We start from the raw sequence: 16,502 nt of genomic DNA, 5'->3' as shown, positions 1-16,502 counted from the left end.
TTTATTTCACAACCTTTTATTAGCTAATTCCTTTACGTTCGAATTGCTCATCAATGGTTTCTGTCGTTAACTTCTTCAGTAAATCAAAAATAGGGATGATTTCGTATTGTAGAATATCTGCCAAAAGAACAGAATCTTTATTTTCAAGGGCTTCCATCAGCTGCTGTAATTCAACCTGTAATTGAGCAATCCCCTTTAAATATTCATCCCAGGATTTAATATCGTTCTCATGCTTATCAATCGTTGTTACAACCTCGGCAATCCATTGAATTCCTTCCAAAAGCCTTTCGAATTGCAGCCATGACTCAGCTGTTGGATTTTGATAAAAATCCTGAACTAATTGATTGACCTCAGGAGAAGCATTGGCTAAATACTGTTCAAAAGAAAGTAAAAGTCCATTAAGCATTTCCTTTGTGGATAATAGAATTACTTCTACCGAATGAATGGTCTGAATATGTTGAATAAAATAATCCTCATAGCCTTCGTATACGAGCTCACCATCTATTAAAAAATGACTAAAAAATAAGCCACTATCTTCTATTTCTTGATTAATTTTTGCTGACATATCATTTAATACTTGTATATCATTATCATATTGATAGTTTTTTGCATTTACGGTTAATTTCATAAACTTCCTCCAAATTTTAATCTTTTCTTACCTATATATCGTCATAAAGCGACATCTTCTTTAGTTAAAAAAGTCGCATAAAAAAGAAACCACCAACCCCATAAAATGGAATTGATGGTTTCAATAATAAAGGTAAAATTAACCAAGAAGTTGAAGAACTGCTTGTGGTTGTTGGTTAGCTTGTGCAAGCATTGCTTGAGAAGCTTGACCAAGGATATTCGCACGAGTCATTTCCATAACTTCTTTCGCCATATCTACGTCACGAATACGAGATTCTGCAGCTTGTAGATTTTCAGCAGAGTTATCAAGGTTAGAAATTGTGTGCTCTAAACGGTTTTGGAAAGAACCTAATGTAGAACGTTGAGCAGATACCGTTTCGATTGCATTGTTGATTACTTCAATCGCAGCTGTCGCATCAGCATGGCTTCCAACACTTAAACCAGCAGCAATCTCAGTATTATCAGTACCATTTGTTACACCGTTAGCAGCAGCATAATTAGCACCAGTTACAGCAGCACCACTAATTAGTGTAGTTACTGAAGAACCTACCGTAGTAGCTGCACCAGCAGTACCAGTTAAGCCTAAAGCTTCAGCACTCATGTTTTCAATTTCAATTGTCATGCTTTGACCGTTGTTAGCACCAATTTGGAAAGTAGCAGTAGCACCTGCTCCACCACTAAGTAAGTTCTTAGTATTGAACTCAGTTGTGTTAGAAATACGGTTGATTTCTGAAGTTAAATCGTTGATTTCCTTTTGGATTTCAGCTCTATCACGATCTGTGTAAGTATCGTTCGATGCTTGTGTTGCAAGCTCACGCATACGTTGTAAAATCTCATGAGTTTCTTGTAAAGCACCTTCAGCTGTTTGAATCATAGAGATACCGTCTTGAGCGTTACGAGAAGCTTGGTCTAAACCACGAACTTGCGCACGCATTTTTTCAGAGATTGCAAGACCTGCTGCATCGTCTCCTGCACGGTTGATACGAAGACCTGAAGATAATTTTTCCATTGCTGATTGTCCAGCATTTTGGTTAATACCCATTTGACGGTACGTATTCATAGCTGGAATGTTGTTATTAATAATCATATTCTTATTTCCTCCTTGAGTTTGCTCCGCTCACATCCTTGTGATTGGATTCTATAATTTATTAATAGTTCCGTTTAGAAACGCCGGCCTCGTCTCTAGCCTTCACTACACTATTTATATCGACCGACTTTTTTACATGTTTAGTCTTTTTTAAAATTTTTTTATTATTTTTAGGACTATTAGCACTCTATATAACTAAAATCAACTTTTAACAGGATATTTCCGTTCATTTCTGGCTCTACTATTACTTAATGACTATCTCATTATGATGAAATGTTTCATAATTCTCTAAAAGGGTATGGTTAGTAAGTCTTAGTTTTTGTAAACTAAATAACACCCTCAAAATTAGAGGGTGCTTTATCTTAACCACGATTTACATATCCGTGTTTAAACATTCTATTAATTAATTGTAATTTACTCGATACTTTCAGTTTTCTTTTGATTGCTTCCACATAACCAGTGACGGTATAAGGTGATAAGTAAATTTTCTCAGCAATCTCTTTAATGGATAATCCTTCAATCATTAATTTAATCACTTGACTCTCTGTCTCTGTAAAAATCTCTCTCGCTTTTGGCGTTAAACTAAAAAGCTCGACCTCTGGCTCCAGATTCGAATGTTTTTGGACAATTTTCAGCACATCATGCTGATAGGCTTGATCAATGAATTGTTGATACGATTTTGCAGCGTGCATTTTTTGTATAAGCTTCGAAAAACATTCAGTATACTCAAACAGATGAACATTCGTAAACTTTAAAAGTAATTTTTGCACAATCGGCTTTTGCTCCTCATACAAAATTACGTATAATTGTTCATTTGGCTCCAATCTAATTTGTTCAATGACTTGCGACAAATTCTGGTGACATACTAGTTGAATTGACTCGATGGATTCATGAATAAACTCTGAATATAGCTTTGTTTTTAATGTTCTATCGCTACAAATTATGGTAATATGACGTTCGCGTAAGGACTGTACCGAATCCATTAGCCATCTCTCCTTATTATTCTAAAATAAAGTTTATATGTACTTATTTTTTCACCATATGACAAAGAAAGTATTTCGGAATACGAATAGAATGCTAACTTATTAATATGAATGTACTACTAACAAGTTTTAGTGTGAATAGGTCTTTTTCATAGATAGATAGACCTAATAAATTCTTAATATCGAACATTTTTTCAATTTACCAAGTGGAGTTTATTATTTTTTTACATTTTATGTAAATTTTAAACTCAATTCGTATGAATTCATTAATTTAATAATATTTTTATTTAGAATATTTTTACAGAATTTTCAATCTTTTTATAAAAAACAGCGTTGTTACAGGGTTCACCTAAAATTATTAATAATCTAATATTTTAGGTACAAATAACTATAAATCTGTTAAAACGAACATTTCCATATCGAAAAAACATGAATTTTGTCGCTGTTTGCTGTTAGTAATTAGGGTTTTATAAGTAATGAAAGTAGTTGAGATCCATTAATAGTTGGATGATAATAAGGAAAAAATTGATTATTTTCTTACTTTGGACTTGTATCATCAGAAAATGAAAGAATTATATATATGGCTAAACCTATCATTAATTATTATCATATAAAACTATTTTTTATATGTAAATTGGTAGAAATACCGATATTCATATAAATGGGTTAATATCAGAGGTGTCATTTTAACTAACTATTTCTTTTCTAATCAAATATATAGGACTTAGTAACCTTAATATGATAGAATTTAAATTTAATCAAATTTTCTAATAAAAAAACTACACCTTTAAAGTTCAAGGAACTCCAAAAGTGTAGCTTTATTTAAGATTTACGAATAAAGTTTTTTAAACTATCTAAAGATACCGTTTTGACGGCTTCATGATTTTCTTCTTTAATGGCTATAAAAACCTCTTTACGATGAATGTCTATTTTCTTTGGAGCATTAATTCCAATTTTCACTTGATCACCATGAATACTTAGAATCGTTATTTCAATGTCCTCTCCAATTGTGATTGCCTCATTCGTTTTTCTCGTTAATACTAGCATCCTATTCTCCCCCTTTAACAGCCATTTCCTTGAAAATAGCTTGTTTGGTTTGATAGGCTGATTCATTTATAACAAATTGTTTCCCGAGCTTATTTTGTGCATTAAGTACGATAGGAGCTTGAAGATTAGCTGTTGAATCTTGAAAAGGCTCCTTTATAGTCAATAATACTAGAATCGCTACTTCTTCTTGACTATTAATGCAAAGTGACTTTAAAAGACTGTCGGGCAATTCAACTTTATACTCGGCTACATAGTTAAAGGGTTCTACACATATAAAAGCAACCTCTTTTGACTTAATTGATTGAAGAACAAAAAAAGGTGCTCCTTCTTCTAATGGTAATAGAACAAAGACATGTTCATCTTCAAAAGCAGGAAGACCACTCTCAAAATGAAAGAATTGCTCTTCTTCAACTGAGATCATACCATTATATTTAGTTGAAATGTCCATTGTGAACTCAACTCGCTTTCATTCATAATCTCTAAAATAATTCTGATTCGTATAACCTTTAAGTACTAGATATACCCTCATTCTAACATATATACTAGATTCCTGATTGGACTATAGCCCTTTATTTATATTTGCTCCGATTACTTCAAACGCAATTTGATTTTTTTGCTTTACATATACATCAGATTTCCATTTAGGAAAAAATATTTCCGGGTCTCTTCTCTGCACATAGACATCGATTTCCCCACTCGGCACATTAAAGTGAACGGTCCCTGGGACAAAGTCAAATTTTACTCGATCCATTGATTTTGGCATATAGGTGATATTACTTTTTTTCATAGGTGGCTGATTAGCCGCCTTAGCTATATCCGAAAAGGCATTTCTTCCATTTTCAATAGCAGCAAGTTGTTTCCCTTCATTAATTTTTTTTGATATAAAGGAAAATACAGAGCTCGTCATTTTCTGATAATATTCCGAAGCCATATTTAAAGGAGATTTTAAGTGAGCATCTGCAAAGGCTAAGGATTGATCAATGAATAATTGACTTGAAGTAGAGTGCATTCTAACATAATCTCCACGCCTTTGGTCAATTTGCATATTTGCGGAATGTTGTTTAATTTGGACAGGAGGTTCATATTTATTTATAGCAATACTAGCATTTTGTTGATTTATATGAAGACGTGGAAAATTCATATAAGCCACTCCTTATTTATTACTTTTTTTAATAATCAGAAACTCCGTAGATGTAAAGTGCATCAGTGATTGACAATCCACTGCCAGTGGGGAGCTGCCAAAATAACTTTTTAAAAAAGTGGATTTAGCTATAGCCATTATATCCCACTGGACTCTTCGTGACTTGTGTTCACCAGTTTAAGTATTCATAGAGTTTCTTCGAATGTTGCAAAACCTTCCTTCTAATCAAAAGAAGAAAGGTCCCGTTTGTTGATTGTGTATTTTTTAGTACATTAGATTATTTAAAAACAGCTTTGGCATAGCCTTATCTATTATCTTAGAAAGTCTAACAATGAAGGCTGCATAATTCTTGCTCCAGCAGCAAGGGCCGCGGTATGAATACTCTCCTGTGTCACAAGGTCGATAATAACCTTCTCCATATCAACGTCCTCATTATCAGACATGATTTTTTTTGCCGTAACTTCCTGTTGCATAATACGATTTTCCATCATCTCGACACGATTTGTCCTTGCTCCAATTTCTGCTCTTTGCGTGACAAAATGGTCAATATGATTATAAATTTCATCAATATATTTTTTGAGCTCTTCACCTGTTACCGCTCCATCTTCTAGAGCTTGCTCTAAACGGATAATATCACCGAATAAAGCATTATTAAAGATATCTTGAGGATCTAAATTAACTTGAATTTTGACACCATTCAAAAGCTCTATCTCTATCGGTTGTGAATTAGCTGAAATCGCATTCTTATCTGCAATCACGATATCATTTTCTCTTACATCGATCGTTCTTCTGGAACCGTCCTCTTCAAATCCTGAATAAGTGATATTTTCACCATCAGATGATAACGTTAAAGTAATGGCACGTTCGGCGAAATCATCCTCATCGTCTACGGATGGATTTCCAATCTGTCTAACATCTTGAAAAATTAAATCACCAGTCGCCGCATCCTCAGAAACGAGCTCAAATACACGACCTCCATGGACAATTTGTACATTCGAAGCCTCAACTTCTCCTGAGATTAGCTCTGAGATAGGTCGGTTAATAGAAGATGAATCAATCAGAGGAGGTGCGGTCGTATTTGTCCCATTAAATATATATTTATTTCCAACTTGAGTATTAGCGATGGATTCAAGGTGCTCTCTTAATTGTTTTACTTCTTTAGCTATATTAGCACGTTCACTAGCATCATAAGAATCATTAGCGGCTTGTGTAGCAATTTCTCTTATTCTTTTTAATGCTTCTGTCGCTTCATCGAGGGCAGAATCTGTAGAATCCATCCAATTGTAAACTTCACTTAAATTTCTTTTAAATTGTTCAACCTCATGAACTTGAGTACGATATAGCATCCCTTTCATAGCAACAACAGGATCTTGGGAGGCACGAGTAATTTTCTTTTGCGTCGACATTTGTTCAAAAAGTCTTGATAATTGACTATAGCTTTGATTAATACTCCTCAAAGAATTTTGCGAAATCATTGTCTGTGTTACGCGCATCTCATTTCCTCCTCTTATCTACCAACAAGACCCATTCTATTCACTATAATATCTAACATTTCATCAACCACTGTGATATTTCTTGCTGCTGCATTATAAGCATGCTGAAATTGAATGAGCATGGTCATTTCTTCATCTAAAGATACATTACTAACCGATTGTCGATTATAATCGACATTCAATTTTAATCGTGTGGAATTATCAAGCATATTCTGAGACTCTTTTGTATCCACTGCCATTTTACCGATTAAGCTTTGATAAAAGCTTTCTACTGTCGCAGATTTCCCAGTAAAATTAAGCATCATTTTTTTGACATCAGCTAAAAGACCGGCATTTTTGGCGTCACCTGGAAAAGCCTTAGGAGCTCCGACAATGAATTGATTATCATCCCCAAGAAATTCAATTAATTCATCAAAATTCCCGGTCTCTAAAGCTTCATTATAAAGCCGTTCATACTCTTCTTTATCGACTAATGCATCCTTATTAACACCAGCTGCGGCAATTTTATCAAGATTTTCTATAATCTCATTAGAAACCTTTAATGTAGCAGCGGGATTCGATGGGTCAAATTCAAAAAAGAGTCCTCCTTGTTCAACATCTCCATTTACATCTGGGAGTGTAAACCCTAATTGATGAATCTCATTTAATCTCGTAGCGAACTGAGTGACCATTTCATCTAAAGATGCGAGCATCTCCGGATAGATACCTTCTCCATCACGAAAACCAAAGGCTTCAGCTAGTCCCTTTATCGCTCCACTTGGCATATCTCCGTACTCAACAAATGTATCACCAATATTGATGCCAGAAACAAAACCATCATCATTAAATTCATAGGAAATTTCCTGACGTGAATCTGAATTAGCGCCATCAATGACCTGCATTTTTTCACCATTTGCTCCGACTATATATACGGTAACGGCTCCCTCTGCTACAGCATTCGGCTGTCCACTACTTTCTACTCGTTCCGTTGATATTTTTACATGTTGAGAAATTTGATCTAATAATCGGTCCTGCTCATCATACAAGTCATTTGTGACATAGCCGTGAGGTTCAGCTTCTCGAATTTGTTTATTCACATTATTTAATTGTGAAAATAAAGAGTTTAAGTCTTTCATTGAAACTTCCATTTGATTTTCATAATCATCACGGATTTGCGTTAATGAGCTATAAATATAATTAAAAGTATCTGCAAGAGCCTGACCTTGTTCACGAACAACCGTACGTTCTCCTGCTTCAGCAGGATTTGCCATTAAATCTTGAAAAGAGCTCCAAAAATTATCTAATTGCTTATTTAAATTATGTTCAGATGGCTCATTCATAATAGACTCCATCTTTTCAAAAGCTAAATAACGCTCATTCCAGTAACCTGATTTATTATTTTCATTACGAAATTGAACATCTAAAAACGAATCTCGCACTCTTTGGATGGAACCAGCCTTTACACCTGTACCAATATAACCTGGAATATAAGGACTATTCATCCCTGCACTTGGGAACGCTTCCGTTGTAGCGAAATTAACACGCTGTCTTGTATAACCTGCTGTATTCGCATTTGCTAAGTTATGCCCAGTCGTATATAGAGCTTGCTGCTGTGTCATAAGAGCACGCCTAGCTGTTTCTAAACCCTGAAAAGTTGATAACATACCTTTCCTCCTCGTTATGCTTTCGAATCAAAAACCGATGAAGTCCTACTATTTTGCTCCTGATCCACATCATGATCAGGATGATAATGATGGTCAGACAGTTGTGGAGATAAAAGTTCTAAAGAAAAATGGACAAAATTAATGGACTCTTCTAGTAGCTCCTGATTATGTTGATTTTTCTTCCTTAAGAGTGTCATTTTCTCCAAAAGCTCTTCTTGAAGGTTCAATAAGCTCTCTTTCTCTTCTTCACTCACAACTTTTAATAATTCCGCTAATATAGGCTCGTTCCCTTTGTAACCCTTATTGTTTAAAAGGGCCGTTACTTCTCTTTCTCTAATAGAGTCAATCATACGAAGCTTTTGAACACTCTTAGTTTCTTCACGAAGTAACCATTCTAGCTCAGGCATTTGATTTTTTGTAATCATGATACTTTTTTTCTTAGCCAATTGATACAATGTTTCATGTACATCAATTAACTGCTGTAAGACGAGTTTCACTTTTTCAAAAGTCATAACACTAAACCTCGCTTAATCATTTTCATTCCAATAATCATAAAAGGCCTGAGCCACTTTTTCAGGATGTACTTTATATTCTCCACTCTCTACTTGTTTTCTTAATTCTTCCACCTTTTTTTGTCGAGCTTCCACTAATGGATTCGCTTTTTGCATTTCTAATGCCTCGGAAGAAATTTCAAGCTGATCCCTTTTCTTATGCTTACTTTGTAAATGTTCTATTTTTAATTGCTTTTGCTGATAAGGATGATTACTCATTCTATGATATGGATTAATTTCCACTTACTTCACCTCCACATACGACTGCTATTACCTTATATATCGGACATTACTTTCTTTTCATTTAACTATCTTACAAAAATGATTCTTAATCCCTATCAAAACTGATCGAGCGATAGGTGCGATTTTGTTCTGACTCATTTTTTTTGAGTTGATTTTTGAATTCTTTTTCTCTATCTATTTTTTCTAAACCGCCAGTAATTTGCGTTTTACAACTGCCACAAATTCGCCCTTGTTGAATAAGCTGACCGCACGATTCACATGGATAGGCGAGATTTGGGAACTGACTGACTAATATTCTTCCCTCACGCACAAATTGTTGGATTAATTCTAGCGATACTTCTGTTTTTTCATGTACTTCCTGAATCGTAGCCATTCTATTATGCTTTTTTCTCATAAAACGGCTTACACGATCATAACAGTCTTCTTGCTCTTTATAACACGCGTTACATAATGATCTTAATGCTTTTACAAATAACGCTCCACACTTAGGACAATTATTTACTTGATTTAGTCTACTCATATTGTTTGCACCCCTAAAAAGGATCTATTTTGTCGCCATTATCTTGCAATGGTTATCGAAAATATTTGGTTTGCTCCTGCTTGTTTTAAAACGATAGCTGCTTGTCTAATCGTTGTACCTGTAGTATAAATATCGTCCACTAATACAATATTGTTTAACGATAAGTCTATATTTTGCTTTTCAATAAAGAAGGGATTATCTTGAAAGGACTGCAATCTCAACCTTCTTGATTTTTTACTTTGTTTACTTCGCTCATTTTTCATTAATAAATGAACGTACTCTTTATTAGGCCAGCCTTCAACTAGCAGTTCAGCCTGATTAAAACCTCTTTCATGTAATCTTTCTTTACTTAAAGGGATACAAATCACATAAGCATTTGAAAAAAACGCTTGATAAGTATCGAATAATTTCTGCGAAAAGTAGCTTGCTATAATTGTATCACCTCTATATTTAAAAGTAGCTAATATCTCTTTTAGAAAGGAATTGTATCGATACAGTGAATAATTACGCACAATTAATGATTGGGTAAGTTGATTTTTCTCCCATCTGTTACAGTCATAGCATATTGGAACATCACTGTATTCCTTAAGTAAGATTCTCGAGCACTTGGTGCAACGATTCCCCTCTAATTTTTTCAGATTGGATAAGCAGTGCTGACAAATGGATTCGCTTTTATTATTAGAAAAAATTTTACTCCAACTCGGTTTTTCGATGTAATGATGATGACAGAATAAACAAATACTCATATCTTCTCTTGATTCATTTCTTGTATTTGCTTAACCGAACGAACCATGGCTCTTGTTTTACCATAATGAAAATAGCATATATCTCCATTAGGATATTGAGGGTCTCGTCCTACTCTTCCTGATATTTGAACGAGGGCCGCTTCATTAAACACTTCATTTTCTGCTCCTAAAATAGCTACTGCCACATTAGAAATCGTAATCCCTCTCTCTAAAATCGTTGTCGTTACTAATACTGAACATAATCCTTTTCTAAAATCATCAACGGCATGGTGGCGATTTTTGGAAGAAGCATGTACGGCTTGATGTTTAATATCATTTCGATTTAATGCATTTGAAACCTTTTCTAAATAATAAATAGTCGGTACAAATAATAATATAGGCTGTTCATGAATTGTTAACCATTCATGAAGCTTTTTGGGGAGCTTTTGCCTTCGAATTTGTTTTTTCCAATCTCCGACCCAATTCATGGTTGGCACTGGTAAAGCGTGGCCGTGAAATCTTCTGGGAATTTTTGTCAAGTAATTTCCATATTGATTAACTAATCTTCGCTCCGGAGTTGCACTTAGAAGGATAAGTGCTGCTCTTTCTTTTTTTGCCCTCTCTACTGCATATTTCAAGCTTTGGTCATAGTTATAAGGAAAAGCATCCACTTCATCTACAATGACTACATCAAATGCCTCTTTATATCGCAAAACTTGATGTGTTGTTGCTAATACAAAGCTTGCATTCCTATCTTTATCCTTACTGCCACCATATAAAGCCGCTATTTCAATCGAAGGAAACACTTGTCTAAATCTTGGCTCGAGCTCCTTCACAACATCCGTTCGTGGAGTAGCAAGCAGCACTCTAAGTCCATTTTCAAAGGCTTTTTCTATACCATGGAAAATCATCTCTGTTTTACCCGCTCCGCAAACGGCCCAAATCAAATGCTTTTGAAAGCCTTTAATGGTTTCAACAATGGCATTAGATGCTACTTGTTGACCTCGAGATAACTGTCCTGACCAATTTAATGTATGATTTTGTTTTACTCTCTGTTGTGTGGGTCCATTCCAAAAATATAAAAAATCACAGCTTTTTACTTTACCTAATGATAAGCAATGACGACAATACTCACAATGCTTACGACAAGTTATGCAATAATGAGAAGAAAATAAATGAGCTTTTTGATTATGACATCGAGTACATGTGAGTCTTTTTTTTATTTTTTGGATAGCAGCAACCCTCGAAATACATTCATTAGTAAGCAACTCTGCAATCTCTTCCTCGTTTAATGGTAATTCCCTTCGTAGTAGAAATTTCCCCATTAAATAGGAAATATCATTTTTCATTTCATACGCTCCTTTATTATTTTTTAGATAAGTTTTTAGTTGGACTTTTTAGTTTTAAGAAGAAATGCAAGCGAAGAAATTGAAACATTACAATCCGTAGCTTTGTGAGGTCATGAAAACGATTGAAAATTAGGTGCAATATTAATAAGGCGTGGTATAGGCCTGAATATTCACGTTGACTTAAAGAAAATAAAATTTATGGGGGTATAAAAAAATCAATGAGGGTTAGATTTTTACAAATAGAATTTACATAAATGAAAATAAATAAAAGATCGTTTTCCCCTCTCCTAGAATGGTTTAAACGATCTTCAGTAATAGTATAAATTAAGTAAAAATGCCGTAAACGTTTATTTATTCAACTGCTCTGTGCCAAGTGACACCAATACTTCCTTGTCCAAGGTGAGTTCCAATGACTGGTCCAAAATAGCTTAATTCAAAGGCTACATCTGGAAAGCTAGCTTTAAAATCATCGATTAACCTCTTTGCTTCGTTTTCACAGTTCGCATGAATGATCGTTACATGAAACTTACCGCCTTGAGAAACTTCACTTTCAAGCATAGTCTTAATACGCGCAAAGGCCTTTTTTTCCGTTCTTACTTTTTCAAGTGGAACAATTTTCCCATCAACTAAATGAAGTATCGGCTTGATTTTTAGTAAGTTTCCAACGAAAAGCTGAGCCGTATTTAGACGACCTCCACGATGAAGATGGTTTAAATCATCCACGACAAAATAAGCTCTAAGCGTTTCTCTGATTTTATCTAAATGCTCAATAATTTCCTTTGCTTCTTTTCCTTCATCAGCTAAACGAACTGCCTCTAATACAACCTGAGCTTGGGGCGAACAGCTAATCGCTGTATCGTAGCCAAACACTTCAATACTTTCCACCATTTCGCCTGCTGCTACAGCTGACTGATAGGTTCCACTAATTTTACTAGACAAATGAATAGAAATCACTTGCTCATAGCCTTCTTTAGAAAGCGCTTCAAATAATTCGACGAATTGACCAATCGCTGGCTGCGATGTTGTAGGTAAATCACGAATTTGCTTCATCTTTTCGTAAAATTCATCAGTTGTTAAATCTGTTTCCTCTTGATAAGAGTCTTGTCCAAAAACAACGTTTAACGGAACCATATGAATACCAAGTTGATCGCGTAGTTCTTTCGGAAGATAAGCCGTACTATCTGTCACTATCGCTACTTTTCTCATCTTATTATGTTCCTCACTTTTCTATTACATATTTTATTACAGATGCTAAATCAATATCCGTTAGCTATAAAAGTCTCTCACTTTAATTTACCTTGAATTGCAGAGAGTTTCAAGACTAAATAACCAGTTCTTTTAATTAATAAGCTTGTTCTTATAGGTTAGATAAAGGAAGACGAGCTTTGCTATTTGACTTTGTCATCTTGCCGGTCCGATTTGCCGATTAATAGAGGACTTTTTTTGACCAGTTTGTTGCTCGCGTTCTTTGTAGGTGAATAGAGCTTCCCCTTTTGACCTTTTCAATAATGAGGCTGTTATTTCAGGCTTAATGACAGCTTCCTTTAGACTGCTTCTTGTCGAATTTATTTTATTCGGGTGAATTGAGCTCTTCTTTTCGCCCACTTTCCTTATGCGACTTCCTTTTCGGGCGAATAGGGCTCTTCTTTTCGACCACTTTCCTGGTCCGGCTCCTTTTTCGGATGAATAACACTCTTCTTTTCGGCCGTTTTCCTAGTGTGGCTTCCTTTTCATGTGAATAGAACTTCTCCTTTTGACCACTTTCCTGATATGGCGCCTTTTCCCGTTCAATAGAACTTCCTCTTTCAATTCTTCTTTCCCATATCTCTGCTTTACCGGTCAATAGAACTTTTCCTTTTGAATTAAAAAAACCTAACTTATAAAATGGCTGTGATTAGCTATTTTATAGATAGGCTTTTTTTATTTATTAACGAACGACTACGTATCCGCTTTTAATAGCTTCAACGACAGCTTGAGTACGGTCATTAACATTCATTTTTTGAAGGATATTACTCACGTGGTTTTTAACTGTTTTTTCACTAATGAATAACGTTTCACCGATGGCTCTGTTGCTTTGGCCATCTGTCATTAACTGTAAGACTTCACATTCACGTCTTGTAAGGATATGAAGTGGTTTGCGGTATTCAACCTCGCGATAGCCGATAGACTCTTCATGCTCATCATCTTCTGTAGCAAGACGACGATATTCTTTAATTAAGTTATGTGTTACCTTCGGATGAATGTAAGCACCACCTGAAGCTACAACCTTCACAGCCTCAATTAAGGCATCTGCATCCATCTCTTTTAATAAGTATCCAGCAGCTCCGGTTTTTAAAACATGAGTGACATAAGATTCATCATCATGAATCGATAAAATTAATACTTTAACATCTGGAAATTTTTCAACTAAATCCTTTGTTGCCTCCACGCCATTCACATTAGGCATATTAATATCCATAAGAATGACATCTGGATTATATTCTTCTACTAAATCAATTGCTTGAGAGCCATCCTCACCATCTGCTACAATTTCAAAGTCACTCTCCATCGCTAATATTCTTTTTACACCTTCACGAAATAGCTGGTGGTCATCAATTAATACAATTCTTATATTATTTCTTTCAGTTTCAGTCATTACAGTCACCTCTCCGTATATACGGTATTCATTAAATTTTATTGTTAAAATTTGGATTATAATTAGTTAAAATAGTTCTTTAATCATTTATCTGAAGATTATGCTATACCCTCTGGTACAAAAGGAATTTGCACGAGTAGTGTGGTTCCTACATTAAGCTGAGATTGGATATTTAAATCTCCTTTTAACATACTAACTCTTTCTTTCATTCCCATTAAACCGAAGGAACCCTCTTTTTTGGAATCAGGATCAAATCCTTTTCCATTATCTTTTACAACTAAGATAATTTTCGCCTGCTGAAATTCAATTTTCACTTGAATTTGTGTCGGTTCAGCATGCTTACATGCATTTTGAACTCCTTCTTGAATTAACCGAAACATGGCGACTTCAAATTCTTTGGGTAGCTTCTGTTCTTTGCCAATCGCCTTAAAACTTACAATGACTTGATAATGCTCCTCGAAGCTCTTTAAATATTTTGTTAAAGTTGGCATTAAACCTAAATCATCGAGAGCCATTGGTCTAAGGTCATAAATAATTCTTCTTACTTCAGCTAATGATGAACGAACCATTTCCTTTAGAGATCGTATTTCTTTTAGCGCTTCATCCATTCCCTCTTCTTTATAAATTCGCTCGATTAATTCAGAGCGAAGCATGACATTTGCCATCATTTGTGCAGGACCATCATGTATTTCACGAGAAAGCCTCTTTCTCTCCGCTTCCTGTGCTTCAATAATTTTCAATCCAAACGCTTGTTTTTCCTTAGCACTTTGGATCACTTCACCTACATGTTTTAAATCCTGTGATAAAAAATTAAACACGACTGACATTTGACTTGCTAGCTGTTCGGCTCTTTCAACAGTATCATCTAAATCAACCAGTCTTCGTTCAATGCTGTCTCTTCTTTCTCTTAGCTGCACCTCTTCTTGTCTCAGTATGGCTAATTCCACTTGATAGTTATTCGCTTGCTCATAAACAGCCTGAACTTCTTTTGTATTATATTGCTCAAAATTTTTGCTCACTTCTGCTAAACGATTTCTAGCATATCTTGCATATAATTCTGTTTTATCCGTTTTTTCAATTACACGAGTCACCTTCAAACGAATTTCTAGAAGCTGTTTCTGCAGAGATACATATTCTTGTCTAGACTTTTCGCTAATTTCAAAAATTTGCTCGCGACTCTGCCCTACAGTATGTATCGTCTTTTCAATAATATCTTCAAGTACCGTTTGTCCACTCAAGTCTTTTCACCCACTTTTCCATTCAAAAACCAGTCAAAGGTCACGGATGAATCCCTTTTAACTATCTTCCCCTTTAAAGACATTTTACTATACCTTATATTACAACAAAAAATAAGAAAATCCTATCTCGTTTAAAGGTTTATTTCATATAAATTTGCTAATAACTCATTTTCCTCATACTTAATGAGTGTGATAAAGGAACGATTGTCATTTTGATCCAAGTCACGGTACTTGTCAAAAGTAAAATACCTTGTTTTAATGAAATGTATACTTCTTATCATTTAAAAATAAACTTCTCAAAAAATATCTACTACTATAATCCTAAACATAAAAAGCTCTATTGGTCTGTTTTGTGTTTTGACATTACCATTTCTAATAACCAACAAGCTTATCCTACCAAACATTTGTTACATGTTGATTTCGGATTCTTGTAAAACTATGAAAAAGCAGGTGATTCAATGCTCGAAGAATATAAAACAGTCAAAGGTTATGGTGAACATGAACTAGTTATACAGAAATCGAGGTTTATTGCTCATTTTTCTCGTGCAACTACCGAAGAGGAAGCTCAAACTTTTATAGAGAAAATAAAAAAGAAGCATTGGAATGCCAATCACAATTGCTCCTGCTATTTAATCGGAGAGCAGGATTTAATTCAGAAAGCAAATGATGATGGAGAACCTAGTGGAACTGCAGGAGTTCCTATGTTAGAGGTTCTAAAAAAACAGCAATTAAAAGATACAGTTGTGGTCGTAACTCGATATTTTGGCGGTATAAAGCTTGGGGCAGGTGGACTTATCCGTGCTTATGGGGGGGCAGTAAGTAATGGGCTCTCACAAGTAGGTGTAGTCAAAAGAACCTTAATGCAGGTTGTTTCTTGTTCGATAGATTACCATTGGTTAGGGAAAGTCGAAAATGAATTACGAAATTCCAGCTTTCCTTTAAAAGAGATTGATTATTTAGATGAAGTCATTGTAAGAGTCTACGTCCCAAATTTAGATGTGGATTCCTTTAATAACTGGATGACCGAATTGACAAATGGTCAAGCTAAAATAAACGTTTCAGAATCGGTTTATTTAGAATCAGATTTTATCAATTAAAAAAGCCAAGGCAGGTGAAAAGGGAGTGACCCCCGTTTTTGAGACAGGGTAAAACACCTTTTTAAATAATCAGTTGTCGATAATCTATTGGCGACTGGTTATTTAGTTTCGTTTGGATACGAT

The 16,502-nt window shown here is 34.8% G+C and carries 18 protein-coding genes; 1 reads left to right on the top strand and 17 read right to left on the bottom strand.

All coding sequences use genetic code 11. The features are described from left to right. Positions 1-19: 19 nt before the first annotated feature. From AZF04_RS04690 to AZF04_RS04610, 17 genes are all read right to left on the bottom strand, one after another. The gene (locus tag AZF04_RS04690; protein WP_061947763.1) at positions 20-628 is read right to left on the bottom strand and encodes a hypothetical protein; all 609 of its coding nucleotides are present in this window, start codon (positions 626-628) and stop codon (positions 20-22) included. 138 nt (positions 629-766) lie between these two features. Next, positions 767-1,714 (bottom strand): flagellin N-terminal helical domain-containing protein, encoded by a 948-nt coding sequence (locus AZF04_RS04685; RefSeq protein WP_061947762.1) that lies wholly within the window; start codon positions 1,712-1,714, stop codon positions 767-769. A 362-nt stretch (positions 1,715-2,076) separates the two neighbouring features. Further along, a complete protein-coding gene (locus AZF04_RS04680) occupies positions 2,077-2,697 on the bottom strand; it encodes a response regulator transcription factor (protein ID WP_061947761.1) in 621 nt (206 codons plus the stop codon). 822 nt (positions 2,698-3,519) lie between these two features. After that, positions 3,520-3,744, bottom strand: a complete 225-nt coding sequence (gene csrA, locus AZF04_RS04675; RefSeq protein WP_045489497.1) for a carbon storage regulator CsrA — start codon at positions 3,742-3,744, stop codon at positions 3,520-3,522. A 1-nt stretch (position 3,745) separates the two neighbouring features. Further along, positions 3,746-4,192, bottom strand: coding sequence for a flagellar assembly protein FliW (gene fliW / locus AZF04_RS04670; RefSeq protein ID WP_061947760.1), 447 nt, complete (start codon positions 4,190-4,192; stop codon positions 3,746-3,748). Positions 4,193-4,303: 111 nt separating this feature from the next. Further along, entirely contained in the window at positions 4,304-4,885 is a 582-nt protein-coding gene (locus tag AZF04_RS04665; RefSeq protein ID WP_061947759.1) for a DUF6470 family protein, read from the bottom strand. A gap of 311 nt (positions 4,886-5,196) precedes the next feature. Next, positions 5,197-6,378 (bottom strand): flagellar hook-associated protein FlgL, encoded by a 1,182-nt coding sequence (flgL, locus tag AZF04_RS04660; protein WP_061947758.1) that lies wholly within the window; start codon positions 6,376-6,378, stop codon positions 5,197-5,199. A gap of 14 nt (positions 6,379-6,392) precedes the next feature. Further along, the gene (gene flgK / locus AZF04_RS04655) at positions 6,393-8,021 is read right to left on the bottom strand and encodes a flagellar hook-associated protein FlgK (RefSeq protein ID WP_061947757.1); all 1,629 of its coding nucleotides are present in this window, start codon (positions 8,019-8,021) and stop codon (positions 6,393-6,395) included. Between the two features lie 14 nt (positions 8,022-8,035). Then, positions 8,036-8,533 (bottom strand): flagellar protein FlgN, encoded by a 498-nt coding sequence (locus AZF04_RS04650; protein ID WP_061947756.1) that lies wholly within the window; start codon positions 8,531-8,533, stop codon positions 8,036-8,038. A 15-nt stretch (positions 8,534-8,548) separates the two neighbouring features. After that, entirely contained in the window at positions 8,549-8,815 is a 267-nt protein-coding gene (gene flgM / locus AZF04_RS04645) for a flagellar biosynthesis anti-sigma factor FlgM (RefSeq protein WP_061947755.1), read from the bottom strand. Positions 8,816-8,900: 85 nt separating this feature from the next. Then, entirely contained in the window at positions 8,901-9,335 is a 435-nt protein-coding gene (locus AZF04_RS04640; protein WP_061947754.1) for a TIGR03826 family flagellar region protein, read from the bottom strand. A gap of 38 nt (positions 9,336-9,373) precedes the next feature. Then, a complete protein-coding gene (locus AZF04_RS04635; protein WP_153017210.1) occupies positions 9,374-10,081 on the bottom strand; it encodes a ComF family protein in 708 nt (235 codons plus the stop codon). Next, complete coding sequence (locus tag AZF04_RS04630; protein ID WP_061947752.1) at positions 10,078-11,409, bottom strand: DEAD/DEAH box helicase; 1,332 nt, start codon at positions 11,407-11,409, stop codon at positions 10,078-10,080. Before AZF04_RS04630 ends, AZF04_RS04635 begins: the two co-directional genes overlap by 4 nt. Positions 11,410-11,760: 351 nt before the next feature. Continuing rightward, positions 11,761-12,615 carry a DegV family protein gene (locus AZF04_RS04625; protein ID WP_061947751.1) on the bottom strand — a complete coding sequence of 285 codons (855 nt, stop codon included), beginning with the start codon at positions 12,613-12,615 and terminating at the stop codon, positions 11,761-11,763. Between the two features lie 195 nt (positions 12,616-12,810). Then, positions 12,811-13,014 carry a hypothetical protein gene (locus AZF04_RS20925; RefSeq protein ID WP_153017209.1) on the bottom strand — a complete coding sequence of 68 codons (204 nt, stop codon included), beginning with the start codon at positions 13,012-13,014 and terminating at the stop codon, positions 12,811-12,813. A 322-nt stretch (positions 13,015-13,336) separates the two neighbouring features. Beyond that, a complete protein-coding gene (locus tag AZF04_RS04615; RefSeq protein ID WP_061947749.1) occupies positions 13,337-14,044 on the bottom strand; it encodes a response regulator in 708 nt (235 codons plus the stop codon). Between the two features lie 98 nt (positions 14,045-14,142). After that, the gene (locus AZF04_RS04610) at positions 14,143-15,282 is read right to left on the bottom strand and encodes a sensor histidine kinase (protein ID WP_061947748.1); all 1,140 of its coding nucleotides are present in this window, start codon (positions 15,280-15,282) and stop codon (positions 14,143-14,145) included. A gap of 458 nt (positions 15,283-15,740) precedes the next feature. Here AZF04_RS04610 and AZF04_RS04605 point away from each other — a divergent pair, with 458 nt between their 5' ends. Beyond that, a complete protein-coding gene (locus tag AZF04_RS04605; protein WP_061947747.1) occupies positions 15,741-16,379 on the top strand; it encodes a YigZ family protein in 639 nt (212 codons plus the stop codon). Positions 16,380-16,502 lie beyond the last annotated feature (123 nt).

Origin of the sequence: Alkalihalobacillus trypoxylicola, from assembly GCF_001590785.1 — a bacterium.
Lineage (GTDB): Bacteria > Bacillota > Bacilli > Bacillales > Bacillaceae_D > Alkalihalobacillus > Alkalihalobacillus trypoxylicola.
Note: the sequence above shows the minus strand (reverse complement) of the source record. Positions and strands in the feature narration are given on the sequence as shown.